This is a genomic window from Phocaeicola acetigenes, assembly GCF_027529745.1.
In the GTDB taxonomy this organism is placed as follows: domain Bacteria; phylum Bacteroidota; class Bacteroidia; order Bacteroidales; family Bacteroidaceae; genus Phocaeicola; species Phocaeicola acetigenes.
Genome location: NZ_JAPZVM010000002.1, coordinates 339,207 through 364,109 on the forward strand (window position 1 = coordinate 339,207; position 24,903 = coordinate 364,109).

The window sequence follows — 24,903 nt, forward strand, 5'->3', positions numbered from 1 at the left end:
GAAATTATTTTTACCTTTGCCGGACACCGAGGTGACATTAGGTGTAAATGTAAATTTATTAAATATTAATTCAGAGTATAATATGTTTACTGTGGTAAAAAGAATGGAGGTTTCGGCTTCGCACAGTCTGAAACTTTCGTATCAAAGCAAGTGCGAGAACTTGCATGGTCACAATTGGATCGTTACGGTGTATTGCCGTTCGGAAGTGTTGAATGAAGATGGAATGGTGGTAGATTTTACCCACATTAAGGAAACGGTGATGGGAAAGCTGGATCACCGTAATCTGAATGATGTGATTCCTGCGAATCCGACTGCCGAAAATATTGCCTGTTGGATTTGTAATCAGATACCCTGTTGTTTCAAGGTAGAAGTTCAAGAGTCGGAAGGTAATACTGTTATCTATGAGAAAGATTAACGAGATTTTTTACAGCCTGCAGGGAGAAGGTTTTCATGCGGGTACTCCTGCTGTATTTGTCCGTTTTTCCGGTTGTAACCTGAAATGCGACTTTTGTGATACACGGCACGAAGAGGGAAAAGACATGACCGATGAGGAGATTGTGGAAGAGGTGCTTCGTTATCCTTCCCGTATGGTGATTCTGACTGGTGGAGAACCCGGACTTTGGGTGGATGATGCATTGATTGAGGCTTTGCACAAAGCGGGTAAATATATATGTATTGAAACAAACGGTACATGTGTACTTCCTGAACAGATTGACTGGGTGACTTGTTCTCCCAAACAGGGTACTGTCTTGAAAGTGAAGCGTATGGATGAGGTGAAAGTGGTTTATTTGGGACAGGATGTATCTTCGTATCTGCAGTTACCTGCTACTCATTTTTTCTTGCAGCCTTGTTCTTGCAGGAATACAGAAGAGGTGGTCGGGTATATCTTGCAACATCCTCAATGGAGACTTAGTCTGCAAACGCATAAACTGATCAATATTCCTTAGTAGTAGAAATAAAGTGTCCCGATTTTGTCCCGGGTATAAAATAAAAAAGCTGCAACTCTCAGAGTTACAGCTTTTTCGTTTTGCACGGGAAGAGAGGCTCGAACTCTAAAGACAACTTTACTCATAATTTTATTTCTGATTATCTGCTTATTACGCTTGTTTGTTAAATTCATTTTTTAGGTCTAAAGTCCCAAATCGGTCCCTTAGGTTCGTTGCGTGAGTAGCTGATTTACACTTTCTAACAACTTGATACGTTCATCTTTTTCTTTGATGATTTTTTCAAGAAGTTCTATTTTTTCAAGATAGTAGGCCGTATCGTCACTCTTAGAAGTGCATATCTGCCTGAAGGGCTTTTCTCTTTCAAAGAAAGTATCCATTGAAACTCCAAAGAAATCTGCAACTTTCTCCAGACGCTTTACTGTGGGATTGCCATTGACAATTTGTGCAAGTGAAGCATTGGCTTCGGTACCGATGTATCTTAAAAGTTCTTTGTTTGGAACTTTCTTATCTAACAATAATTGTTTGATAACATTGCCATTATACATTGTATTATCATTTTTATTTCTTTCAAAGAAGATATCTATAGATACGTTGAAAAAGTCTGCAATCTTTTCTAAAGTATTGCAATTAGGTATGTTAGTTCCTTTTATGATATTGTCAAGAGTTGCTTTTTGAATGTTGGCAAAACGATAAACATCAGCTTTCTTGACTTTTTTATCTTGAATTAATTGTTCTATGATATGTCCTTTGAACATATTTTGTTTAATTCTTCTTTAAGAGAATTTGTATTGTACGTTCCTTTTCAGACAATAATTCTTTTAGGTGTTCAATTTCTCTTTGACATTCGTTTAATCTTATGTCTCCTGATATATTATTCCCATTCCCATTTATACTATGACCTATATTGGGATGTGTGGATATTTCATTTTCGAAAAAATAATCCATTGATACTCCGAATAATATGGCTATTCGTTCTAATTTCTTAGAACCTATATCTGATCCTCTTAAAACATTTGCTAAGGTTTGTTCAGAAATTTCGACCTTATCACAAAATGCTTTCTTAGTCAGCTTGTTATTTTCTATTAATTCAAGTATTCTTTGGGGTTTAAACATAATTTATTTGTTTTAATTCAATCTAAATTACAAGAATTATTGTGTTTTATGTCAAAGAAATCTTTGATATAATCAAATAAATCTTTAGGTTTGCACTATAAAATTAATAATTATATCAATAGTAAATAATACAATCATCTAAAAAGTAGCAAAAATGGTAATATCTAACTATTATTCAAATCTACCTTATAAGGAGAAGAGTCGTTTTATAAGTGATGTTATCGAATTGTGTGATATCTCTTATCCGTCTTTCTTTACCAAGATGAAGAAAGACTCCTGGACGAAACTTGAGCGCGAAGCGATAGAAAGGTATATCAAGAAGAAAAATGAGAAATCCAGTTGAGTTTTATAATACTCCGTCAGGTTATGTGATGGTGGATGATGGCAATCAGATATCACGTCTGTCAGAGTCCAGCCGTGATATGATTGATGATATCCTTGATACGATACGGGAGTGTTATTCGGATGCCTACCATGCGCTTGAGCAATGTTATGCTTCATCGAGTAAGAATCCGCGGTATAAGACTTATAAAATGGTGAATAGGTTCATACGATGTAATTGCGGAGAGTTTGATACACAGAAGACAGATTTTATAGATGGTAATCTTAATCTTGAACAAGTACATTGTCCTCTGAGAGGCACAAAAGATTGTGAATATGAAAACATAATATGTAATCCGAAACGAACTTCAGTTCTTGGTGTTAGACAAATGCAGATAGCTGCAGCACTGGCTGAAGGACTTACACCACAGGAAATTTCAGATAAACTATTTATTTCGATTCATACCGTTCACAATACCTTACAAGCCATTAAAATAAAGTTAGGCTTAAAAAATACAAGCCAGATTATAACCTGGTATAACAATTTGAATTTATGAATGAAACTCAGATTCCCATAAAACGTAAAATATTAGATGCACTGCAGCGGAGAATATCCGATATGTATAATTCAGATGATTTATATATAGCAGATACTGAGGATTGTGACGATAGAAACTATGTTTTTATAACAGTCTTTTATAGAGATCCGTTTCAACTCGTTCTGTTAGGTGAAGATATTTCGTTTGTGGATTTATTCGGATATAAGTAATTATGAGTACAATGAAACTACGTACAATGCAGGCCTGGGAGAGAATTTTCCCGACCAAACAGATAGAACATGTATATTATACTTCAGATATGCTGGTTCGTAAAGTGACCGGTTATATTATAATTACCAAACGTACACTAGTGAATGGCATAGTGACTAACACTGCCAGACAAAAACGTGTCCGATGGGATGGCTTTGGCCGATGTTATAACATCAATAACAATACCAGACTGCGTGATCACGATATACGCTTCATAGACTGAAGTGTCATTTTTAATACTTGGCAAATACCTGATATTTGCCGGTACTCTAAACACTCTAAAACATGATATCTAATTCAGACATAGAAAAGATTCTCGACCGTGCGGACATTGTCGATGTAGTCGGGCATTTTGTTCAGCTGCAGCGGGCTGGTGTCAGATATAAGGCTTGTTGTCCATTCCATTCAGAAGATACTCCATCATTCATGGTGGACCAGGCACGGGGGTTGTGGTACTGCTTTGGTGCTTGCAAGGAAGGCGGTAATGTAATCAGGTTCGTGCAGAAGATAAACAATATGAGCTTTCCCGAAGCTTGCAAATGGTTGGCCGATAAGTATGGTATTGATATAGAGGATAAGGATGAGAAGAAAAGTCCTGATGAAATCATGGCTCTTCGTAAACGTGAATCGATGTTTGCAATAAATACTTTTGCATCTGAATTCTTTATATCTAATCTTGAAAAACCGGAAGCAGAGGCGGCACGTGCTAAAATTAAGCAAAGGTGGGGAGAGCAGTATCCTCAGGAACAGGGGATAGGATATGCACTTCCTTCCTGGTCATCGTTGGCCGATGCAGCTGTCAAGGCAGGGTATTCGGCAGAGCTTATGGTGGAGTGTGGATTGATCCGCCAGCGGAAAGAGGGCGGTTACTATGACTTCTATCGAGACCGTATTATGATTCCGATTCGCGACAGGTTTCGTCATATTATAGGGTGGACGGCTCGGGATATGAGTGAGGTGGATGGTACACCTAAATATCTGAATTCATGCCAAAGTGAGATATACGATAAATCGGATAGTATTTTCGGTATTGATAATGCTATTAAACAAGCGACCAAGGAAGAAAAGTTTTATTGTGTGGAGGGAGCACCGGATGTGATGAGACTTCAAAGCCTTGGTATCAATAATACAATTGCCTCACTGGGCGCTGCTTGGACAAAGAAGCAGTTTTATCAACTCAAGAGATATGCCACATCGATATGTTTTCTTCCGGATGCAGACGTAATCAAACCGGGCGAGCAATATGGTACCGGCATAGCGGCAGTAATTAAGTCTGGTGTGCTGGCCATGGAGTGCGGATTTTCTGTTTCGGTCAAGGAGATCCCGCTTGGAGAAGGCAATACCAAGAATGATCCGGATTCATATTGTACCAACCGTTCCAGATTCAAGGATCTGGAAGAAGTTGACTTTATCACCTGGTATGCCGGTTATGCGTTTAAAGCCGACGGTACCACCGAAGACAAGAGTGCAGCTGTGGCTAAAATCTCCCAGATGGTAGCTATGGTGGGCGATGAAGTCAAGGAGCAGATGTATCTTGAACAGCTCAAGAAAATTTATAATCACAAGAATCTGTGGATAACTGCTCTCAACCGTGAGAAAAAGAAAATCTCTGAATCAAAGGCAGACAAAACGCAAACTATTAATCGTGATTTGTTGGCCAAGTATGGTTTCTTTGAGTCGAACAACTGTTATTACAGCACAAACGATGGAAAAGAGTTCCAGTGGTCCAACTTCGTCATGCAGCCGATGTTTCATATCAAAGACTCTTTGAACCCAAAGAGACTTTATCGCATCAGGAATCAGAATCGTCAGGAGGAGATTGTGGAGATGAAGCAGGAAGACCTTGTTTCATTATCCAAATTCAAGCAAAAGGTGGAAGGTCTCGGTAACTATATCTGGTTGGCTTCAGAAAAAGAGATGACCAGATTGAAAATGTATCTGTATGAACAGACCGAAACAGCCATGGAGATTACACAACTTGGATGGCAGCGCAAAGGGTTTTATGCGTTCGGCAATGGTGTCTTTGATACAGAATGGCATCCGGTAGATGAATACGGTATTGTTCGGCTTGGTGATAAAGGTAACTATTACTTGCCGGCATCAAGTATGATATATCGGGATGATGATAAGCTGTTTCAGTTCGAACGCAGATTCGTTCATCTTAATTATTCCGGGATATCGATGAAAGAATATTTCACAAAGCTCGTAGGAGTGTTCGGTGACAATGCCAAGGTTGGTATATGCTTTCTGCTGGCCACCTTGTTTCGTGATGTCATTACAGGATATACCAAGAGTTTTCCAATCTTGAATCTGTTTGGACCGAAAGGATCCGGTAAGTCAGAGCTCGGGCATAGTCTGATGTCATTGTTTATCATCGACAATACACCGCCCAACATTCAGAATGCTACTATCCCGGCATTGGCCGAACTGGTAGCACAGTGTTCCAATGCGCTGGTTCATATCGACGAGTTTAAAAATAACATTGATATTGACAAACGGGAATATCTGAAAGGTTTGTGGGATGGGGCAGGACGCAGCCGTATTAATATGGACCGTGACAAGAAACGTGAGATAACAGCTGTTGATTCTGGTGTAATCCTTTCCGGTCAGGAAATGGCAACTGCTGATATCGCACTTTTCAGCCGCCTAGTATTCCTAACCTTCTCCAAATCGGAGTTTACCGATGCGGAGAAAAAACGATACAGTGAACTTGTTGATATCCGTAAGCGTGGTTTGTCTCACCTCACACTGCAGATTTTGCGACATAGGGCAAAGGTGGAGCAGCAATTCGTGAGTAATTATCATTCTTGTCTGTCGGATATCATCGAGGGGCTTGGGGCGGAGAAGGTGGAAGACCGTATTCTTCGGAACTGGATAATACCACTTGCTGCCTTCAGAACTCTCGAGGGAGTACTTGACCTGCCGTTTTCATATCAGGATATACGTAAGGTGACATTGGATGGTATCATCCGGCAGAATGCGGAATGTAAGAGTAACAATGAACTGGCCAATTTCTGGAATGTTGTGTCATTCCTACAACAGGATGGCGAAATCTTTATTGAAGGTGATTACCGTATAGAGTATGTGAATAAGTTCAAGAGTAATCTGATTAAGATTGAGCAGCAATATCCGGAACCTAAAGCTGTGCTGCTCATGAGGCGCAACAGAATCTTCATGTTGTATAAGAAGTTCGGTAAACAGGTGGGTGACTCGGTTCTTCCTGAAGGATCATTGAATTACTATCTCGAGAACTCCAAAGAGTATATGGGCAAAAAGAATTCTGTTCGGTTTAAGAATATTCAGAATGGAGTTGAGGTACAGAAGGCAGAGCAAACGGGTACCGGTGGTGTGACATACCGCAAGACATCCACTCCTGATATCGCATTGTGTTTTGATTATAGGATGATAAGGGATACTTATAATATCAACCTGGAGGTTGAAGTAGAAGGTAGAGAAACTACCGGTGATGATTTAGATTAATAAATAGTTTTAGAGTTGTTGAAGAGCAATCGTTGTGAAACGTTTGCTCTTTTTCATTTCTATTCTTTGCTATTCCAAAATAAATCACCATATTTGCAATGCTCATTACAATACATAAACAATCGAATGCAAGGCGACAGATAGGCTTGCATTATACGTGCAGGCATTTTTTATGTCCGCATACTTCGTAGTATCAAAATATTGGTATCCGTGTACCCCCGTGTACAGGCTTAATGGCCGTACAGCATTCGGTTGTAATGTGATGAGCAACGGGACAGGCACGGATACTTTTTTATTATCATGTTAAGAAATACAACCATTTCTAATGAGGCTTTGCTCAGCTTCAACGGAACGTCAATCCACGAAACGGATATTCGTTCATTCAATAGTAATGCTTTGAGAGTTTATAACCCGGTAACTGGTGTTCGTCATCGCAAGGCAAGTGCCACTTTTGAAATAAGGCAGAAGATTTGCAGTTACTTTCTTAATGCATTCCCGGATGTACGTCGTATCAAGATTATAGATACCGGTCAAAGGTTCTCCGCTCGTGTATGGTTTAAGTCCGGTAGGACATTTTGTGAGAAAGCATATTCAGTCAGTAATCTTTACGGACTATTAGATGAAAGGATTCATAATGTATTGTGTCAACAATAATAATGTAGAAAGATGCCTGTACGGTTTTCCGTATGGGCATCTTTCGTATATGTCAAGGGACGATTCTGCCTTTTCCTACGGGGTGAAAATGCCTTCTACACCTTCTACACTTTCTACAATGTTAAAAATGAGAGTGTTATATATTCTACAACCTTTCTACAAACCTTCTACAAATTTCTACAAATCGCCGATTTTGTTAAAACCTTCTACAAAATACTTCATTTTCTACATGATTTCTACAAATGTAGAAACCTTTTAAAAATGTAAGTCGTTGAAAATAAAATGATTGTGCATTTTGTAGAAAGTGTAGAAGGTGTAGAAGGCAAAAAGTATGTCATACGTAGTGAAAAACTTTTGCTTGATAAGAATGATTTGTGATAGATTTAAATATCTAATAAATAATATAAATATTATCTTTGTGAGTATAATATTCTAATTATGAGCCACATCGTATTTTATCTTAAACTTGAACCTTATTTAAAACAATGGCTGTATAACAGTCTTGGTAATCCGGTTGTATTCCCACCACAAAGTAATGAGAACGCAGTGATTCGTCGCTTCCTTCGCAAAAGACCACCGGAGATTCAACCGGAGTTGGCGGCTGATGAATTGACTGCCATTGTCATTCCGGATAGTAAAGCGAAACCTCCGCAGTATTACAATTATCTTGGCAAGAAAGCTAAGGCAGCTGTCAAGGAGACGATAGAGGATTTGTTTCGTTCGAATCTATGGAATGAGATGAGTGATTTGACCAGACGTAATTGCGGTATTAATAAGACTATTTCTGCTTACTGTGAGATGCATGGCATTGATGACAATTACTCAGAAACAGTCCGACAGAAATATTACCGGATGAGAACCTCTTATAGTAGGAGAGGAATATTTTTAGGTTCTTTAACAAGAAAACACTCGGATGAGTAGTGCGTTTTTGTACTAACCCGAACAGCCCCGAACACAGAATAAAAAATACATGGAATTATGATACATTTGATTAATAATATTCGACTGGTGGAATGTATTGAAGCATACCATCTTCAACAGTCCGATATAATTACCGACCGCGGTGTATGGCTTAATGTATACCAGCATTTTGATAAAATAGATACGATTGGCCTTAGTTCTGTAGAAATTTCAGATAAAATAGAGAATAATCAGCGTGTTTTTACCACTAAACTCATTATGTCTCGAAAAGCCAAACTTCTTCCAGGTTCAAAGAAACTTTGCTTTCGGGTAACTACTGTTACAGGTTCACAATTTCTGATAGGTTGCGCTGATAAGCCCTATCCTGTTGTACAAAATGCAGAAACTTTCCCTTCTGTTCCTTCTTCTAAATCCGGAACAACTGTAACCGTGACCTATACTTCTACCATTCCTATGCTGGCCATATTAGGTTGAGGTCTTTTTATACTATATATATAAGGTATAATATTGCATATACAAATTTTCGACAATATGGAATATAACCTTAGTATTGATTCGCACATTGGTCCATGGGGATATTCGAAGAACTATATCCGTAATCAGATGACAGGCTTAAAAAATAAACCTGTCAATGTGCGTGTTTCTTCACTCGGTGGAGCCGTTGATGATGCTCTTGATATTCGCCAGCAATTTCTCGACCATGGCAATGTTACATGCTATTTGTTCGGATATGTGGCAAGTGCTGCGACAATTCTGGCAACAGGTGCTCAGAAAACCTGTATGTCCAAATATGCTTTCTATCTTATTCATAAGGTTTCAAACTGGATTGATGCCTGGGGCAGTTATAATGCTGACCAGATTCAACAGCTTATTGATGATCTGAAAGCAAATAAGCTCGAGAATGATAAAATGGATTTGGTTCTCGCTAATCTGTATGCTAATAAGTGTAAGAAGAAAGTAGATGAAATTTTGCCCATACTTAAAGAAGGCAGATGGCTTACTGCCCAGGAAGCTCTTGAATACGGTTTCATTGATGAGATTATCGAAGATGGGGATAAACCCAACTTTGATGACTCGATGAAGGCCCGCTTCAATATGTATCATCTTCCTGCGTTGCCTGCTACTGAGAATAAGACTGTTGTTCCAGATGACGAGACGGCACCAGGGTGGTTCAATAACTTTGTAAACCGGTTCTTTAAGTCATCCAAGGATAATGATATACATTCTTCACAGTCACAAAATAAACCACGCTTTAATTCTACAACACAAAAGATTATGAAAAAGGATTATCAGAAAGTCAATTCCATCTTGAAACTCGATGGTATGGAATTTGACAAAGATGGTAAGGTAACTCTTACTGAAGACCAGGTCAAAGCCATCAACGACCACATTACCAACATTGAGAAGGAATCTTCTGATAAAGACAATGAGATTTCAGACCTCAAGACTCAGAATGAAAACCTGAAGAAGAATGATGGTGATGAGACAAAACACATCAACGGTGATGAAGGTGATGAAGATGACATCACTAAACTCAATTCAGCAAACGAAATGTTTAACAGCGTAAAAGAATTGTTATAATATGGCAGACGAAAAAGGATACATAAAAATTACTGACGAGCAGCTTTCCAAGTCTGCTGTCAAGTATAGAAAAGAATTGCTGATGATGCCTGTTTTGGCCATGGCTGGAACTTTACAGCACATGACACAAAGACCGGGTGTTAGAGGTAAGGAAGTTGTTGGCGAATTGTCTGGCGACATTGAACTTGGTCCTTATGATGAAGGCCGTGAGGATACTGAAGGCGTAGGTATCGAACCACGTGAACTGGAAACATTCCTTGGTAGTGTAGTTAAGAAGTTTTCTCCTAACTCTGTTTGGCAGACAGTTTACGGTAATTTGATTTCTAAGGGTGATGCTTTGAAGAATGTGGATATAACTCGTCAGGTTCTTGCATTCTTATCAGCTAAATTAGGTGCAAACCTTAATGCAGTGCTATGGTCGGCTGTTAGAAACCCAAGCGGTACAAAATCTAAAGACCTTTTTAATGGTTTTGATACCATTACTAAAACAGAGAAGGATGCTAGTAAGATTTCTGCAGAGCTGGGTAATATGTTCACTATTGAAGCTATCAGCAAAGACAATGCTGTTGATGTACTTAAGGCATTCTACCGTGCTGCAGACCCCGTATTGCGTGAAACACAAACTAAACTCTTTATACCACAAGGTGTATATGATAATTACGTTGATGATTATCAGGCTACAGTAGGACATGTTCCTTATAATACATCATTCGAAAAGACCTTCCTTGAAGGTTCTAACAACAGATGTGAATTAGTTCCTTTGGCTAATAAGGCGAACTCACCGTTCATTCATCTTACTACTAAGAGCAACATGCTTGTTGGTTTCGGTAATGGTGCAGACAAAGAAAAGATCCTGGTTGAAAAGCATCATGCTTTTAAACTCGATTTTATTGCTACGATGTTCTTTGGTGCTGAATTTGAAACAATTTCTAAAGAGCGACTTCTGGTCGGTACTATCGATGGTACAACTTCTGTTGTCGCTGGTATAGGAGGCTAATATATGGCAGTAGATTGTACAAGTAAAGGGATGTACGAATCCCTAGCCTGGTGTCCCGGTCAGACCTCGACACCGGGTATCAGACGAAAAGTCTATTTTATTCCTAAAAGCTGGATTGAGAAATGGCCGGAACTTCCGGCTATTGAAGGTGCAGAAAGTATGGCGGCTTTGGCTACTTACGAAGGTGAATTTGTTTTAGCAGCTGATAAAAAATGGCAGTATATTGAATTGCTGACCACTAAATCATCTATCAGTGCAGAATCACAGGGGGAGGCTCCTTCTAAAACTATTCTGAATAAAGCTACATTAGTTCATGCCGGTACTGATGAAGAAGCTTCTGGATTTTGTCGCCAGGCTAATATTGACGAATTGATTTTCCTTTGCCAGCAGAAGAATGGGAAGTTCCGTGTTATAGGATCTGAAGCTTTCGACCCTTCTGTTACCATTTCACAGACTTCCGGTGAAGGTGATACCGGTACTGCAGGTACTACGCTCGAAGCTCAGTGTACGGATATTTGTCCTTCACCATTCTATACAGGGAAAATCGAAACAGAGGACGGTGATATTTCCGGTGCTGATGGTAGTGCTATTTTGCCGGGTGGATAATCTTTAAAGGGATTTGATTATGTTTATAGATGAGCAATTAACCAAAGATATGCAAAGCTGGCTCAATACGGAGCCGGCTGAGCGTGATTTATTGAAGGGGGCTGAAATGGTTCTTAAACTGACACGTAACCGTATCTTGTTTCAGAACATTTCTCGTAACCCTCAGAAGTTCGCTTCTAAAATAGAGTACGAACTGAATAAGTATCTTAAGATTCGTCTTGACCGCAAGACGCTTCAAGATGTTATAAAAATGGATAAAGAACTCATACCGGTTGTTGAAAAAACATTGGAGTCATTCAAACCTGCTGAGATAAGTTCTGATGATGATGTACCTCAGGAGGCTCTCATCGCAAAAGGAAAGCGGGAAGACCATGATTCTTTGCCTGTAGAGATTCAGCAGTTGTGGGAATCCAACAAGGATATTTATTTCCGGTTGAAGGAAACTTTTGAAACATTGAAAACCATGAGAGATGCTCTTCCATGCGACAGGTATGAATACCTGAAGCAACTGGAAGAGCTGGATACTAAATATCGGGATAACATGAACAAGTATGACCATTACAAGCCAGATGAACAGGCTGCAGAAGGTACTGAAGGAGAATCTCCTGAAGATCCAGTCGAAATGGCCAAGAAAGTCAGTGCTGCAAGGGGATACCTTTCGGACAACAAGAAAAAACTTGCAGAACTCAAGGAAGCTGAAGATCAGGGTAAGTATGTAAAACTGCTTGCTAAAATGCAAGCCAAGTATGACTTCCTGATTACCACAGGCAACAATGTTAGTGATGACCAGGTTAAAGCTTTGCAAGATTTAGGGCTTAAGGTATGAAGATTGTAAACCGATTATTGAAGCCGATATCCGATATGCCATTACAAGCCTATCTGGATAATCGGCTTCAACTTTTTGATGTCCTCGAGTTTATATTATTGCAGACCGGTCCGGCAAAAGTCTATGTATCTACATTCTCTACTTCAGAGGAGTTCTTACGCAGACTATTTTCACTCCGTAAACGTGAATTGATTCTTCATGCTGTTCTTATGGCTGACTTGAAGGCTGCCAAGAAGACCGTGAATCTTTCCACATTTATGGGTGTCGTTTTTGATGATGTATATCTCACAGAGAACCACTCAAAAGTCCTTCTGATTGAGAATGACAAATGGATGGTCACTGTAGTTACCAGTCAGAATCAGACTCGAGGCAACAGAACAGAATGTGCTATCGTTACAACGCAACCTGATATCTTCCTTACATTGAGAGACCAATTTTCTGATATTATTAATACACGTAGCTTGCATCTACATGGAATTAACTTCGCCACAGATTAATCGTATTAAAGAACTTGCTTCTATGCTTACTCCGGTGTCGGACATTGCAGTTCTGATGGATATCGATGAACGTAGATTGCGTGAAATTCTTTCAGACAGGTCACATCCTGCAAGTTTGGCTTACCGTAAAGGTAAAGCTGAGCGCGCCCTTCAGATCCGACAGAACGAACTTGAGCTGGCAGAAGCCGGAAGTCCGCTTGCCGTCCAGCTAATTGGTTCATATCTCCGTGATATGGCCTCAGACGAAGACTTATAAATTATTTTGATATGCCATTACCTGCAACTGTTGATATTGCTAAAGACTATCTCTTTGCATCGGTTGATGAAATGCGAGAGAATAATATCCCCGAGATAATACAGCAGCGCTTGTTGCGCCTTAGGGATATGTACAACTACTGGCTTCAGTATCCTCGTATACGAGAGCAGGAGATTGTGCTGGAATTGCAGAAACGCTATCAGATACAAAAGTCTGCAGCTTACGAGGATGTCCGTATCATTAAATACCTGTTGGGTGATCTGAACAAAGCCACTAAGGATTATCATCGATATCGCTTCATTCAGCGTAATGAAGAAAGTTATGAGATGGCTAAACGCATGAAAGATGCCAGGGCGATGGCGGCCTGTGACAACTACTATGCCAAATATATGCAGCTTGACAAAGAGGATGCAAAGGATCTTGGTTATGACAAGATTGTTATCCAGCCATTTCAACCATCAACAGACCCGACTATTCTTGGTATTCGTCCTATTCCGAATATACGTCAACGTATTGCAGATAAAATCAAACAGTATATGAATGAGGATATTCAGGATATCCAGTTCGAGGTTGCAGACTTTAATGAAGATGATATTTTTAATCCTAAAAAGATAGAGGAGGAGCCTGAGCCATGAGAGAGTATTTTCATGAGACACAGCAGCAGGTTCTTTACACACCGGCAAAAGATATAGTCTTGTGTGCCGGTCGTGGTTGGGGTAAAGGACCGATTCATGCTGCAATCAACCTCAGGAACATGCAGCGCATGCCAGGCAGTATCACCGGATTTGTGGCAGCTAACTGTAAGCGTGCCCTCACCAATACTATCCCGTCCATGTTGATCCACTGGCAACGCTGGGGCTTTAAGCGTGATGTACACTGGACAATCGGCAAGAAACCACCGAAGTCATGGGGATGGGGTGAACCTATCTTCCAGCCCGACAACTGGGAGAATGTGATTTCATTCTACAATGGCTCGATAGGCTACATCATCAGCCAGGACCGTTCCGGAACATCCAACTCTTTCTCCCTTGATTACCTCGACATCGACGAGGCAAAGTATATTGACTTTGAGCAGCTGAAGGATGAAACTCTTCCGGCCAATCGTGGTAACAAGCAATATTTCGGGCATCACTATTTTCACCATGGTATGCTTATCACTTCCGATATGCCTGTAACAAAGAAAGGTTCCTGGTTCCTGGATTATGAAAAGAAATGTGACCCGGAACTTATCGAAGTCATTCAGGCTGCAGTTCACGAGATATGGCGTACCAAGCAGCGCATTCGTGACCTTCAGGCAAAGTCTGAACCTGTACCTTTATATCTGAAGGATTATCTTCGAACTCTGAATCGTGATGTGTGTCGTTTAGGTTCTGCTGCTGTATTGTATCGTGAGTTCTCCACAATCGAGAATATGCAACTTTTGGGTGAAGCCTTTATCAATCAGATGAAACGTGACTTGCCTCCGCTTACCTTCCAGACGGCTATACTCTGTAAGCGTATCGGTATAAGCAAAGATGGTTTCTACTCAAGCATGACTGAAGGGCATAAGTATAATGCAACCGATTTTAGTTATCTTGACAGTCTTGAATACCAGTTCGACAAAATAAAGGAGCCTTCGTGTCTGATGGATGCTGACCTTGACAGGGATAAGCCTATTTGTATTGCATTCGACTTTAATGCAAATATCAACTGGCTGGTAGCAGGGCAGCATGACAGGAACAGGCTGAAGGTACTCAAGTCTTTTTGGGTGAAGTATGAGCGTAAGCTGGAGGCTCTGGTCGATGACTTCTGCAAGTACTACCGCCATCAGAAACGGAAGGAGGTTGTTTTCTATTATGACAGTACAGCGCTTGGGTCCAACTATGCTGTCAATGACGAAGACTTCCATTTTGTAGTGGAACGTGCATTCCAGGACAGAGGATGGGAAGTACGTTCTGTTTATATAGGTAACCCGATGAAGCATATCGAGAAGTGGTTACTCATTAACCGTATGTTTGCCGGTAAAGCCAAGCTCATTCCTTTCTTTAATGAACAGAATAACGAAGACCTTCTTATCTCAGTCCAGACTGCAGGTGTGTATAATGGCGGCAAGGATAAGCGAGGTGAAAAGCTGGCAGAAACCGAAGAGGACCAGTTGCAGGCAAGAACCGATGGCTCCGATGCTTTTGATACATTGTGTATTGGGTGTGAACGGTTCCCTCAAATGACGTTCGACATTTTTGTTACATCTTCTATGTAGCTTTCAATAGCTAATTAGTTTTTTATTAATGTAAGCCCTGATGACCGTGCATGATGGTTGTCGGGGCTGATTTTTTATACGTGCGATGGCGAGTACCGCGCGTGTAGAGAATGTGTCGTTACATATTCCGCTTTTTTCAAAGGTGCTAATTAGGTTTTTGGCGTAGGGCGGTGGGGGGTAGCTTCCGCTACTTCCGCATAAAATGCGGGCTTGAGTGGATGTATTCGGTTGATTATGTGCGCTTTTCTTTATTGAGGAGCGGAATTTTCCTGTAAATTCTACTTTTTAGCCTGCTTTTCGGGCGCTAATATGTTGTAAAACAGTTTGCTGGGCGCCCGAAAATTGCCCCTTTTGCCATGCCGTAAAGCCGTTTTTATGGTAAAAGGAGCAATTTTCGGGAGTTTAAGGTAGAAAGACTTTGGCAAGACTTTCTGAAGTTCCCGATAGCGTGCAACGCAGCGGCCCACCCGCCCCACTCTGTTCCCGTTTTTTTCAGCGGTATAGGCATTGCCTATGATGTTGTCTACTGCTCTTCTGATCTTCTCTTCGGTATTATTCGGTATCGCCTATCTCTTTCGGTTATCGCCTTTTTCTCACTGCAAAGGTAAATGTTCGGTGCTGCACGCCAAGTCCAGGCTCTGTTTCATAAAAAAATCTCCACCCCTTCAGGGTAGTATTCAAGGCTCTGCTTTTTCTGAAAGACTTGTCTGTGCTGCCCTCGAACACCTTTTGAGGCAGTGTAAAAAGGCGAACAAAACCGAAAGCGAAAGGCGACGGAATAAAAAAAACCTCAGAGAAGGAAGAGCAGAAATAAAGGCTCACTACCTCAGCTCGAGGTTCAAGAATGGAAATTAATAACATGCCGATATGAGAACTTCTAGTAGTGAATACCAAAAACAGTGGAATAAGTTGATGTACAACTTTTATGATTATTTGCCAACCAAGTATAAACAGGCAAGTCAAAGAGATTGGGATGTACGTAAACTGATTTGGGAGTTTAAGGATGGTAAAAGAAGCCTTACTGTAGCCAAGCTTGTGGCAGATAAACTGATACAGTTTTTTGGAGCAGAAGCGAAGAATATCGTGTTTGCGTGTATCCCTGCAAGTAGTGAGCAAAAAAATATTACACGTTATAAAGTATTTGCAGACGAAGTGTGCCGATTAAGCGGAGCGGTAAACGCTTTCGACCATATTCACGTACATGGAGCACGTCTAGCCATCCACGAAACCAAGTGCAGTAAAAATTTGGAAACTGTTCAAACGATAGATTTCGATAAAGAGTTCTTCAACGGAAAGAAAATTTTGGTTTTCGATGATATTCTGACACAAGGCTATTCATACGCAAAATTCTCGTGTATGCTTGAGCGTTTCGGAGCATCTGTTATCGGTGGTTTTTTCTTGGGTAAAACATTATTATTAAACTAATTAACTTGTAAAATTAAACTTATGAAAGATTTATTTGAATTGTGTGGTGAATGTCGCCACCTCAGTGATGCAGAAGTAGTTTATCAAATCACTAACAATGAAAAGACCTCAAAGGAAGTAGAGAAAATGTTGTTGCAGTCTGATAGGGTAACGATAGAAGAAATTTGTCAGCAGTTGACACCGGCACGCAGAGCCATGGCGATGGCAGTAATAGAACTTTATAAACGCATGTTAAGTCGGAAATCAGACTATAGTCAGATAAAATGTAGTGCAGATATTTATCAACTCATGCACCGATATTTGCAGAACTTGGATAATGAGGAATGTTGGGTAATCTATCTGAATCAAAATAGTAAAGTAATACGGAAGCAGCGTATTTCTATAGGTGGTTTGGCTAGTACGCTGGTAGATGTACGGTTGATTCTTCGCGGAGCGTTGAAAGTTTGTGCTACAGGTTTAGTTCTTGTGCATAATCACCCAAGCGGAAATACAAGACCATCCGCGGAAGATGACAAATTGACTCAGACCGTATCACAAGGGGCAAAAACGCTTAATATCCGTATGTTAGACCATGTAATTTATTCGGATGACAACTATTATAGCTATGCGGACGAAGGACGCTTGTAGGGGCTGAGATTGGCTGTATCAGCGTTTAGGGTAGGTGGGTAGTATATTAGTCGCCCGCCGCCCGATTTTCCTACTTATCACTTCGTTGGCAGGAAAATCGGGCGGCGGGAAATAAGGTGTTCTGATTGTTTTACGCAAAAGATTTGCGAGTGTCTATGAAATTAGTTTTTTAATTACCAAAAATATTTTTTTAAGTTATTTACAAGAAAATAGAAAAAAAAGTTGCTATAATTTTTATTTTTTTCTTTAATTTGCGGAGGTTAAATACAAATATATCTGCTAAAAGTGGTAGATATATTTTGTTTTTTATATATTACTATCAATTTTTTATCATGAAAAATTATGACAAAATAATGGCTTTTGACTACATGCTTCAATTGATTGAAGAATGGAGGATAAATTATTTTAAAAGTAAAAATCTCACAGTTAAACCACTGTCTAAGCTTATAGTGCTTAAGTTATTATTCCTGGTTGCTGCACCCAAAAAGAATGAAGGTCCAGATCTTCTTGATACGTTTAATAATTTTCATGCCTTGCCATATGGCCCAGTTGAAAGTGATATATACAATGCAATATTGGATAATAAAATTCCGTCATATTTTATAAAAGATAGATCTGTCGAGGTGAAGGAAAAAAAAGTTTACAACACCCAAGATCCTCTATGTATTAGAATCAAAGATGCTTTAGATGATTTGAAAGATATAAATCCCTTAATCATAAGTTTAAATTCATTTGAATTAGTTGAAATTACTCATAAATGGGATAGTTGGAATAGATCAATGAAGTTTGCTGAATTTATGGGACGTTCTAGTGCTAAGATGTTAACAGAATCAATACGTTCTGACTCTAATAAATGTTTTAAATAATATTTTATGGAATTACAGGCTTGTTTAGAACAATATCTAAGTAAATTTGGTAATGATAGTTGGTTGCCTTCTGATTTTGGAGATGAAGATGAAAATATGAGATTGTTCAACGGAATTACAGATTTTATAGATGATTGTTTTATCTATCTGACCCGTTCTATATTGTCTGGTGAATATATAGAGTTTTCAGACTTTGAAAGTATCTTGAAGGATTTTGGGGATAAGCTTAAGGGTGGTGATTTCTATGCTCCGGAAGTTCTATATAGCGACATTCCTTTGGAGTATAAATTTAAGTCAAAATATAATGAATTAAATAGTTCGTTATTTAATGCATTGAAATATTACCAAAATTTCATTGAAGAAGCCAAAAATAAATTTAATATTAATTCATCTAGCGAAAAATTTGGTGTTTTCCAAATAAGGATGGGAATACCTAATAATACTTTGGCTTTATTTAATAAATTGACGATTCCACTTTGTAAATGCGATTATCACCTTCCGACAGAATCAAGAGATTTCCAGAATCTTTTAATTATAAGAAATAAGTTAAGGGAAGAAATTGCTAATGGAGATTCTTTAAGATTAAGAAATATATTGTCTATTTTATTGCATAAATGTAATTATATTATTCAAAGAGTTAAATCTTCATCTTTTGAGTCTCATATCAATTTCGAAACCGAAATAATAGACCCTTCCTCCTTAGAATTAGGTGAATATAGCCATTTTGCTAAAAGGGAAGTACAAGATAAAGATACTTATCTAAAAGATACAAATAGTGACAGTAAATCAATTAGCTCATTTGTATATTTAATGAGATATTATAAAGATAATCTTGTTAAGCCAAATGATATAAAATTGATGGATAAGCTTATTGAGAGATATATTAAGAGATATGATTCATTTAAAAATAGACAGGTTACAGCAGATGAAGCTTTTAAATATAAATATGACGCTTTTTCTTGGAACTCAATATTGAATTTTTTATATAATTGCAGATTATCTTTTTACGTTAAGAAATGTAATCCTCAAATAAAGAGGCTAAAACGTGACATAAATAAGATATTGGAGATTCAAGGAAGTACTTCAATAAAAAACTTTCATCCATTCGAAAAAGGCATAGAAGCAATTATTTTATGCGTAAAGGAACATCTTAATAATAATAAATTTAATGATTGGCTTATTGAGGATAAACTTGATGAACTAGGTCATCTGATAGAAGAATACGAAAAAGCCTTAGAATGGAGTGAACTTCATAAGTTCTTTCCTTTTCAACTCCCATTTGAAGAATCACGTTATTATTCAGAGAATAATGATTTAAACTTGTTTGTTCCTTCAGCTTTTGCTAAGCATATTGATTATAAACAACAAAGAGATAAACTTATATCTTTTAAAAAAGAACGAGATAATTTATCTTTTCTTTTTGATTTATCAAAAGAACGTAGAGATATTGAAAATATAAAGGAAACAATAAAAACAACTGATAAAAAGGCTTTTGATTTAATAGCCATTTTTACAGCAGCCATTACATTCTTATTTGGTACCGTTAATATTTTTGTAGTTAATGATAAAACAGATTTAGGTCAGTTGCTTTGTAATACAACAGGACTAGGTATCATTTTGGTTCTTTTTACGTCATTGTATTTGTTAGTATCTCCAGTGTTTATACAACGTATTGATTTTATAGATTATATAAGGAGCAAAAGATTTTTGTTTGGTTTGTCTGGACTTGGATTTTATGTTGCACTAACCTTTAATTTATTCAATTATACAAAAACATTAGAGAGTAATGTAATGAAGGATAAGTTTTTGAAAAAGATTGAATTACAAATAGATTCGTTAAAGCAGGAGCAAAAGTCTATGTCTTTAATTATTAATTCTAGAAATAAATTTGATGATAAAAGTGTAAAGAAATAATTCTGTTACTTATCTTATATATTTTATATGTTCTAAAAGCCTTACTATTTTATAAAATGGTAGGGCTTTTTTATTCGCATTTATGGGTAAATATGTATATATGAAAAAGTTTGGGCTTATTTTTGTCCTCCTTTAGACAATTTATTACATTTGAGTTATTATTTCATTCTTAATATATAAATGATGAGAATTAAATTGGGATTTGATAATATTGCTAAAGATGATACGATTAATTTATGTACATCACTAATAAAGCAGATCGAACAAAGAAATGATCAGACTCTTTTTTTAGACATATATTCTAGGCTTTTGTACTTACAAAGAAGGCTTATTGCAGATAATAATTATTCCCATAAATTAATTGAAAGGGCTTTTTCTTTATGTAAATGTATAGAAGATATACTGAATAATAATAATATTAACATTGATGATATCAATAAAATAAAACAATCATTTGATGAGTTATTTATATTTTACCAATTGCCATTATTAAATTCGTCCGCTTTCTATACAAAAGAAATTAGTAAGCTTGAATCGGAGGTTAAGAACTATAAAAAGAAACTAGATGAATATGGAGCAGAGACAGGGAATGAGAATGTTCTTAAAGAAAAAATAACAGAATTAGAATCTTCTATTGAAACATTAAAGACGGAAAAAGAAACTGTTGAAAAACAAAATGAAGCAATAAGTAATTGGAAAACTAAAATTACCGAGGCTTTTCAGGGTTTAAAAGTGCCTATTAGCAGACTCCAGCAAGAACATAACAGGTTAAAAAATCTATATAAAATATATGGCTTTATATCTGTAGCGTTGGTCCTGCTTCTTATTGTCATAGAAGCTGTCGTATGCTATAAAATAAATAATACAGTTCTATTTCCAAATTGGGAGCAATATTGGACCATTATTCTTCCAGTTCCTGTGGCAATTGGTCTCCTTTGGGGATTTATAACACAAATGAACCGTGCTCAAAGACAGATGGTAGTCTTAGCTCGTCAGATTTACGAGATAGAATATATTGAAGGCTTACTTCAAGCCCTAAATACACTCTCTGTAGATATTGGAGAATCTATGTCTAAAATTAATGAGGCTATATCTCGTTTGATTGACAACCATCTTCATAATATGGAAGGGATGCGTATAGATGAAACTCTTCTCCAGAAGTTAGAAAAGAAAGATGCTTTACCTTATGAAAAAATACCAGAGTTAATAAAACTGTTTAAAGATAAATAAATATTATCATGAATGATTCCACTGCCCATAAGACGCTTTTCATTTTAGGTAACGGATTTGACTTGGACTTAAATCTTAAAACGAGTTATAATGATTTTTTAAGTAGTAAATACTTCTTGGATCATTGTGTTAAATTTATCAATGAACCTAGCATAAGTGAGCCTAATGTAGAGATTAATATATTTAACTTTTTACAAAAGCAGAAAAACATTAGAGGCTGGATAGATGTTGAAAAAGAATTAGCATTCTTGGCTTCAAGAAAAGTTCGTGAAAAATTTGCTAGCCTTAAAGAGGAAGGAGTTTTGGCTTCGGTTTCTGAGCGAGAAAAACAAACTTTCCAACAATTAAGAATCTCTCTTTGCGATTATCTAAAAAGTATTAATTATCATAGTATTAAAATAGATTCGTATGGATTGAAAATTTTGAAAATTTTGAACAACAAAGATAGCAATTCAGAAATAATAACTTTTAATTATACAGATATAAACAAGTTGGCTCCAATTATTGGAGATAGTAATATTGCTATTCCAATAAAGTATATGCATGGTAATTTAGAGTCAAGAGAGAGTCAGTTTGATGATACATCCATTATTTTGGGATTTCAAGATGATATTGAAATAGATGATAGTTACTGTTTTATGATTAAATCACATAGCCCTTACTATACATCTCACAATTTAAAATCCAAATTGGATCAAGCAGATGAAGTTATTTTCTTTGGTCATTCTTTAGGCTCAACAGATTATCCATATTTTGAAGACTTCTTTCGAAAGCAATGTGCTGTTAAACCTGATAATGAGAAAATAAAAGTTCGGATTTTTACTTATGATGAAGAATCTCGACAAAGTATTTTAATTCAATTACGAAACATGAACGAAAAGCACACACAGATGCTTTATGAATATTGTGATTTTGCTATTTATCGAACAAAAGACTATATGGATGATGATAAAATAGAAGACTATTTATCAGATTTGAAAAGTCGTATATATCCTCAATTCTCTTATATAGGATAAAAAAGATAAGCGGAAACTTCCCACAAAAGTTTCCGCTTATTTTTTGCCTCACTATAAACATTTTATTACATTTGGACTATAAATTTAATAGTTTTTAAATGCAGACTGCTATGAATAGACTTGTATTATTATTGATGTTGATTCTTTCGCTGTCATCATGTGCTACATATGTTGGTGTTGAGCAGATTACGGTAACAGAAATTACAGATTATGCACCATTGACAGATAAGGGGATATTTGTTACGGAAGCGAATAATGTTAACTACGATTATGTACCGTTGGGTAGTGTCGTTTCAACTACGCGCGGAGCGATACTTCCTACGATGGTTCGTGTCGATGTCGATATGAACAAACTATTCGATTCCATTGGAAACGAATTGATACAGAAAGGTGCAAACGGACTTATCAACTTGAAGATTTCGAATACCTATGAGCCTTCAGTCGTTTACACAACAGTAACCGGTATGGCTGTTTATATAAAAGATCTGGATCTGAAAATGAAAGAAGCAAAAGAAGTTCCAAGTGCTAAACTTTCAGATTGTGTAGTTGATGGTATTAAAGCTTTAATCATTCAAAGACGCCCTTCTGGTATATTTGTATCTACAAGTGAAAAAATGACACCTGTTCAAATTATGAAGATGGTTGATGAACTACAAATAACAGGTAAAGCGGTGCAAATATTCCTTTCTGATGGTGGTAATAAAGCCTATGCTGGTATCACGGACAATGGATATTACATCAATTATGAAACGAAGGAATTTATAGAACTTTCCAAAATAAAAATGGTTGATTAAATTCATCAGAATCACATTTTAAAGTTACGCTAATGATTTCTTATTAATTGAAAAATAACTGTTTATGGATAATATTGTTATTTGGATTTATATTATTGGCTTTTTGCTAGCGTTTATTATTTTTTTGATCTTAAAGAATGGTACATTAAAGAAGAAAAATTCAGAATTAGTTAAAGAGGGACAGTTGCTGCACTCTGAATTGACGAATGTTAATGCCAAGAATAAAGTCTTGGAAGAAGACAATGACCGATTAAATCTTCGTAATCAAGAATTAGAGATTTATTCTAATGCTTTGGATGCAGATAAAGAGGCAGTAGAGAGATTAGAAAAAGCTAAAATTGAGGCTTCAGATATTTTGTCGTCTGCCCAACAAAAATCATCTGATATAGTTGCGTCTGCTGAAGAGAATGCAAAAAATATTCTTGAGCAAGCAAATATTGATTTAGAAACAGTCCAGAATGAGATATCACAAATTCGAAAGTCTAACCGGGAGCTGATACAAAAGGGTAAAGAGGATGCTGAACGCATAAAATCTGATGCAACTAGACAAGCTGCATTAATGCTGGAACAAGCAGAGGAAAAAGCAAAAACCATTGCTGGAGATGCTTATGAAATTGCACAAAAGGCACAGCACTACGAAAGTGTTGCCAAGGCTATGAAAAATGTGATTGAGGGGTATGGTGATGAATATCTTAAACCTACTTTTTCCTTGTTGGATGATTTAGCAGAAGAATTTGGATATGATGAAGCTGGACAAAGACTAAAAGATGCAAGAGAAAAAACAAAAATGCTCATAAAGAGTGGCAATGCTTCAAAATGTGATTATGTAGAAACAAATAGAAGAACCACTGCTGAAAATTTTGTCCTTGACGCATTTAACGGTAAAGTGGATTCTATCTTGTCTATGATAAAAAAAGACAATCACGGTATTTTGGAACAGAAGATCCGTGATGCTTATTCTTTGGTTAATAATTTAGGAATGGCATTTAGAAATGCTCACATTACAGATGTTTATCTCGAGGCACGATTGGATGAATTAAAATGGGGAGCTATAGTCAATGAACTAAAGCTTCAAGAACGGGAAGAACAACGGAGAATTAAAGAGCAGATTAGAGAAGAAGAGAGAGCACGCCGAGAATATGAACGTGCAATGAAAGAGGCTGCAAAAGAAGAAGAAACAATTCGTCGTGCCATGGAAAAAGCTCAGCAAGCTATTGAAAAAGCCAGTGCAGAGCAAAAAGCTAAGTATGAAACTCAGTTGGCCGAGTTACAAATTAAATTGCAAGAAGCTGAAGCGAAGAATCAAAGGGCTTTATCTATGGCTCAACAAACGAAGTCTGGGCATGTTTATATAATATCTAATATCGGTTCTTTTGGTGAGGATGTCTTTAAAATCGGTATGACGAGAAGACTGGAACCGTTAGATCGCGTTAGAGAATTAGGAGATGCCAGCGTTCCATTTCCGTTTGATGTTCATGCAATGATTTATTCAGAGGATGCTCCAGGTTTGGAAACAGCTTTGCACAAATATTTTGTACAAAATCAGGTGAATAAGGTTAACCCTCGAAAAGAATTTTTCAGAATCCCCATTGCTGAAATAAGAGCAGAAGTTGAGAAGCGAGGTCTTGATGTGACATGGACAATGGCAGCTGCAGCATTAGAATATAGAGAAACGTTAGCGATTGAAAAATCTATGCTTGTAGACAAAGAAGCAAAAGAGAAATGGTTGCAGCAACAAAATTCCATAAAAGAAGTCATAAATGATGATGAAACGGAAAATTAAA

27 protein-coding genes are annotated in these 24,903 nt (G+C 37.4%); 25 read left to right on the forward strand and 2 right to left on the reverse strand.

The genetic code is table 11. The features are described 5' to 3' along the window. Positions 1–82: 82 nt before the first annotated feature. Together O6P32_RS03965 and O6P32_RS03970 are read left to right on the forward strand one after the other, a co-directional pair. Positions 83–415, forward strand: coding sequence for a 6-pyruvoyl trahydropterin synthase family protein (locus tag O6P32_RS03965; RefSeq protein ID WP_178266934.1), 333 nt, complete (start codon positions 83–85; stop codon positions 413–415). Next, positions 402–947, forward strand: coding sequence for a 7-carboxy-7-deazaguanine synthase QueE (locus tag O6P32_RS03970; RefSeq protein ID WP_178266933.1), 546 nt, complete (start codon positions 402–404; stop codon positions 945–947). Before O6P32_RS03965 ends, O6P32_RS03970 begins: the two co-directional genes overlap by 14 nt. 203 nt (positions 948–1,150) lie before the next feature. On the opposite strand, the gene O6P32_RS03975 is transcribed toward O6P32_RS03970, so the two are convergent. Then, positions 1,151–1,702, reverse strand: coding sequence for a helix-turn-helix transcriptional regulator (locus O6P32_RS03975; RefSeq protein ID WP_269876921.1), 552 nt, complete (start codon positions 1,700–1,702; stop codon positions 1,151–1,153). A 7-nt stretch (positions 1,703–1,709) separates the two neighbouring features. Then, positions 1,710–2,060, reverse strand: coding sequence for a helix-turn-helix domain-containing protein (locus O6P32_RS03980; RefSeq protein ID WP_269876922.1), 351 nt, complete (start codon positions 2,058–2,060; stop codon positions 1,710–1,712). A 154-nt stretch (positions 2,061–2,214) separates the two neighbouring features. On the opposite strand from O6P32_RS03980, the gene O6P32_RS03985 reads away from it, so the two are divergent. The 23 genes from O6P32_RS03985 (at position 2,215) to O6P32_RS04095 (ending at position 24,902) form a co-directional block, all read left to right on the forward strand. Next, on the forward strand, positions 2,215–2,403 hold the full coding sequence (locus tag O6P32_RS03985) for a hypothetical protein (RefSeq protein WP_269876923.1): 189 nt from the start codon (positions 2,215–2,217) through the stop codon (positions 2,401–2,403). Beyond that, complete coding sequence (locus O6P32_RS03990) at positions 2,387–2,938, forward strand: response regulator transcription factor (protein ID WP_269876924.1); 552 nt, start codon at positions 2,387–2,389, stop codon at positions 2,936–2,938. The genes O6P32_RS03985 and O6P32_RS03990 overlap by 17 nt, the downstream gene beginning before the upstream one ends. Positions 2,939–3,152: 214 nt before the next feature. After that, positions 3,153–3,413, forward strand: a complete 261-nt coding sequence (locus O6P32_RS03995; protein WP_269876925.1) for a hypothetical protein — start codon at positions 3,153–3,155, stop codon at positions 3,411–3,413. A gap of 62 nt (positions 3,414–3,475) precedes the next feature. Then, positions 3,476–6,670, forward strand: coding sequence for a DNA primase (gene dnaG, locus O6P32_RS04000; protein ID WP_269876926.1), 3,195 nt, complete (start codon positions 3,476–3,478; stop codon positions 6,668–6,670). A gap of 300 nt (positions 6,671–6,970) precedes the next feature. Continuing rightward, positions 6,971–7,324 (forward strand): hypothetical protein, encoded by a 354-nt coding sequence (locus O6P32_RS04005; protein WP_269876927.1) that lies wholly within the window; start codon positions 6,971–6,973, stop codon positions 7,322–7,324. A 438-nt stretch (positions 7,325–7,762) separates the two neighbouring features. After that, complete coding sequence (locus O6P32_RS04010; protein ID WP_269876928.1) at positions 7,763–8,245, forward strand: hypothetical protein; 483 nt, start codon at positions 7,763–7,765, stop codon at positions 8,243–8,245. 57 nt (positions 8,246–8,302) lie between these two features. Next, positions 8,303–8,719: a hypothetical protein gene (locus O6P32_RS04015; protein ID WP_269876929.1), complete on the forward strand. Its 417-nt coding sequence runs from the start codon at positions 8,303–8,305 to the stop codon at positions 8,717–8,719. A gap of 57 nt (positions 8,720–8,776) precedes the next feature. After that, entirely contained in the window at positions 8,777–9,826 is a 1,050-nt protein-coding gene (locus tag O6P32_RS04020; protein ID WP_269876930.1) for a Clp protease ClpP, read from the forward strand. A gap of 1 nt (position 9,827) precedes the next feature. Next, positions 9,828–10,823, forward strand: a complete 996-nt coding sequence (locus O6P32_RS04025) for a hypothetical protein (RefSeq protein ID WP_269876931.1) — start codon at positions 9,828–9,830, stop codon at positions 10,821–10,823. Positions 10,824–10,826: 3 nt separating this feature from the next. Beyond that, positions 10,827–11,429 carry a hypothetical protein gene (locus O6P32_RS04030; protein ID WP_269876932.1) on the forward strand — a complete coding sequence of 201 codons (603 nt, stop codon included), beginning with the start codon at positions 10,827–10,829 and terminating at the stop codon, positions 11,427–11,429. Between the two features lie 19 nt (positions 11,430–11,448). Continuing rightward, the gene (locus tag O6P32_RS04035) at positions 11,449–12,255 is read left to right on the forward strand and encodes a hypothetical protein (protein WP_269876933.1); all 807 of its coding nucleotides are present in this window, start codon (positions 11,449–11,451) and stop codon (positions 12,253–12,255) included. After that, the gene (locus O6P32_RS04040; protein WP_269876934.1) at positions 12,252–12,752 is read left to right on the forward strand and encodes a C4-dicarboxylate ABC transporter; all 501 of its coding nucleotides are present in this window, start codon (positions 12,252–12,254) and stop codon (positions 12,750–12,752) included. Before O6P32_RS04035 ends, O6P32_RS04040 begins: the two co-directional genes overlap by 4 nt. Continuing rightward, a complete protein-coding gene (locus tag O6P32_RS04045; protein WP_269876935.1) occupies positions 12,727–13,008 on the forward strand; it encodes a hypothetical protein in 282 nt (93 codons plus the stop codon). The genes O6P32_RS04040 and O6P32_RS04045 overlap by 26 nt, the downstream gene beginning before the upstream one ends. 11 nt (positions 13,009–13,019) lie before the next feature. Then, positions 13,020–13,643 (forward strand): hypothetical protein, encoded by a 624-nt coding sequence (locus O6P32_RS04050; protein WP_269876936.1) that lies wholly within the window; start codon positions 13,020–13,022, stop codon positions 13,641–13,643. Next, positions 13,640–15,247 carry a hypothetical protein gene (locus tag O6P32_RS04055; RefSeq protein ID WP_269876937.1) on the forward strand — a complete coding sequence of 536 codons (1,608 nt, stop codon included), beginning with the start codon at positions 13,640–13,642 and terminating at the stop codon, positions 15,245–15,247. Before O6P32_RS04050 ends, O6P32_RS04055 begins: the two co-directional genes overlap by 4 nt. 867 nt (positions 15,248–16,114) lie before the next feature. Next, positions 16,115–16,672, forward strand: coding sequence for a phosphoribosyltransferase (locus O6P32_RS04060; RefSeq protein WP_269876938.1), 558 nt, complete (start codon positions 16,115–16,117; stop codon positions 16,670–16,672). A 21-nt stretch (positions 16,673–16,693) separates the two neighbouring features. After that, entirely contained in the window at positions 16,694–17,299 is a 606-nt protein-coding gene (locus O6P32_RS04065) for a JAB domain-containing protein (protein WP_269876939.1), read from the forward strand. Between the two features lie 332 nt (positions 17,300–17,631). Next, entirely contained in the window at positions 17,632–18,165 is a 534-nt protein-coding gene (locus O6P32_RS04070; protein WP_269876940.1) for a type II toxin-antitoxin system antitoxin SocA domain-containing protein, read from the forward strand. Between the two features lie 6 nt (positions 18,166–18,171). Next, positions 18,172–20,079 carry a hypothetical protein gene (locus O6P32_RS04075; RefSeq protein ID WP_269876941.1) on the forward strand — a complete coding sequence of 636 codons (1,908 nt, stop codon included), beginning with the start codon at positions 18,172–18,174 and terminating at the stop codon, positions 20,077–20,079. A gap of 180 nt (positions 20,080–20,259) precedes the next feature. Beyond that, positions 20,260–21,309, forward strand: coding sequence for a coiled-coil domain-containing protein (locus O6P32_RS04080; RefSeq protein WP_269876943.1), 1,050 nt, complete (start codon positions 20,260–20,262; stop codon positions 21,307–21,309). Positions 21,310–21,317: 8 nt separating this feature from the next. Next, positions 21,318–22,325: an AbiH family protein gene (locus O6P32_RS04085; RefSeq protein WP_269876944.1), complete on the forward strand. Its 1,008-nt coding sequence runs from the start codon at positions 21,318–21,320 to the stop codon at positions 22,323–22,325. A 110-nt stretch (positions 22,326–22,435) separates the two neighbouring features. After that, entirely contained in the window at positions 22,436–23,119 is a 684-nt protein-coding gene (locus O6P32_RS04090) for a hypothetical protein (RefSeq protein WP_269876945.1), read from the forward strand. Between the two features lie 64 nt (positions 23,120–23,183). Next, positions 23,184–24,902, forward strand: coding sequence for a DUF4041 domain-containing protein (locus tag O6P32_RS04095; protein ID WP_269876947.1), 1,719 nt, complete (start codon positions 23,184–23,186; stop codon positions 24,900–24,902). Position 24,903 lies beyond the last annotated feature (1 nt).

Excerpts from the sequence above, each read along its gene's own strand:
- O6P32_RS03965 (WP_178266934.1), top strand. The coding sequence starts at position 83 with ATGTTTACTGTGGTAAAAAGAATGGAGGTTTCGGCTTCGCACAGTCTG.
- O6P32_RS03970 (WP_178266933.1), top strand. The coding sequence starts at position 402 with ATGAGAAAGATTAACGAGATTTTTTACAGCCTGCAGGGAGAAGGTTTT.
- O6P32_RS03975 (WP_269876921.1), bottom strand. The coding sequence starts at position 1,702 with ATGTTCAAAGGACATATCATAGAACAATTAATTCAAGATAAAAAAGTC.
- O6P32_RS03980 (WP_269876922.1), bottom strand. The coding sequence starts at position 2,060 with ATGTTTAAACCCCAAAGAATACTTGAATTAATAGAAAATAACAAGCTG.
- O6P32_RS03985 (WP_269876923.1), top strand. The coding sequence starts at position 2,215 with ATGGTAATATCTAACTATTATTCAAATCTACCTTATAAGGAGAAGAGT.
- O6P32_RS03990 (WP_269876924.1), top strand. The coding sequence starts at position 2,387 with ATGAGAAATCCAGTTGAGTTTTATAATACTCCGTCAGGTTATGTGATG.
- O6P32_RS03995 (WP_269876925.1), top strand. The coding sequence starts at position 3,153 with ATGAGTACAATGAAACTACGTACAATGCAGGCCTGGGAGAGAATTTTC.
- dnaG (WP_269876926.1), top strand. The coding sequence starts at position 3,476 with ATGATATCTAATTCAGACATAGAAAAGATTCTCGACCGTGCGGACATT.
- O6P32_RS04005 (WP_269876927.1), top strand. The coding sequence starts at position 6,971 with ATGTTAAGAAATACAACCATTTCTAATGAGGCTTTGCTCAGCTTCAAC.
- O6P32_RS04010 (WP_269876928.1), top strand. The coding sequence starts at position 7,763 with ATGAGCCACATCGTATTTTATCTTAAACTTGAACCTTATTTAAAACAA.
- O6P32_RS04015 (WP_269876929.1), top strand. The coding sequence starts at position 8,303 with ATGATACATTTGATTAATAATATTCGACTGGTGGAATGTATTGAAGCA.
- O6P32_RS04020 (WP_269876930.1), top strand. The coding sequence starts at position 8,777 with ATGGAATATAACCTTAGTATTGATTCGCACATTGGTCCATGGGGATAT.
- O6P32_RS04025 (WP_269876931.1), top strand. The coding sequence starts at position 9,828 with ATGGCAGACGAAAAAGGATACATAAAAATTACTGACGAGCAGCTTTCC.
- O6P32_RS04030 (WP_269876932.1), top strand. The coding sequence starts at position 10,827 with ATGGCAGTAGATTGTACAAGTAAAGGGATGTACGAATCCCTAGCCTGG.
- O6P32_RS04035 (WP_269876933.1), top strand. The coding sequence starts at position 11,449 with ATGTTTATAGATGAGCAATTAACCAAAGATATGCAAAGCTGGCTCAAT.
- O6P32_RS04040 (WP_269876934.1), top strand. The coding sequence starts at position 12,252 with ATGAAGATTGTAAACCGATTATTGAAGCCGATATCCGATATGCCATTA.
- O6P32_RS04045 (WP_269876935.1), top strand. The coding sequence starts at position 12,727 with ATGGAATTAACTTCGCCACAGATTAATCGTATTAAAGAACTTGCTTCT.
- O6P32_RS04050 (WP_269876936.1), top strand. The coding sequence starts at position 13,020 with ATGCCATTACCTGCAACTGTTGATATTGCTAAAGACTATCTCTTTGCA.
- O6P32_RS04055 (WP_269876937.1), top strand. The coding sequence starts at position 13,640 with ATGAGAGAGTATTTTCATGAGACACAGCAGCAGGTTCTTTACACACCG.
- O6P32_RS04060 (WP_269876938.1), top strand. The coding sequence starts at position 16,115 with ATGAGAACTTCTAGTAGTGAATACCAAAAACAGTGGAATAAGTTGATG.
- O6P32_RS04065 (WP_269876939.1), top strand. The coding sequence starts at position 16,694 with ATGAAAGATTTATTTGAATTGTGTGGTGAATGTCGCCACCTCAGTGAT.
- O6P32_RS04070 (WP_269876940.1), top strand. The coding sequence starts at position 17,632 with ATGAAAAATTATGACAAAATAATGGCTTTTGACTACATGCTTCAATTG.
- O6P32_RS04075 (WP_269876941.1), top strand. The coding sequence starts at position 18,172 with ATGGAATTACAGGCTTGTTTAGAACAATATCTAAGTAAATTTGGTAAT.
- O6P32_RS04080 (WP_269876943.1), top strand. The coding sequence starts at position 20,260 with ATGATGAGAATTAAATTGGGATTTGATAATATTGCTAAAGATGATACG.
- O6P32_RS04085 (WP_269876944.1), top strand. The coding sequence starts at position 21,318 with ATGAATGATTCCACTGCCCATAAGACGCTTTTCATTTTAGGTAACGGA.
- O6P32_RS04090 (WP_269876945.1), top strand. The coding sequence starts at position 22,436 with ATGAATAGACTTGTATTATTATTGATGTTGATTCTTTCGCTGTCATCA.
- O6P32_RS04095 (WP_269876947.1), top strand. The coding sequence starts at position 23,184 with ATGGATAATATTGTTATTTGGATTTATATTATTGGCTTTTTGCTAGCG.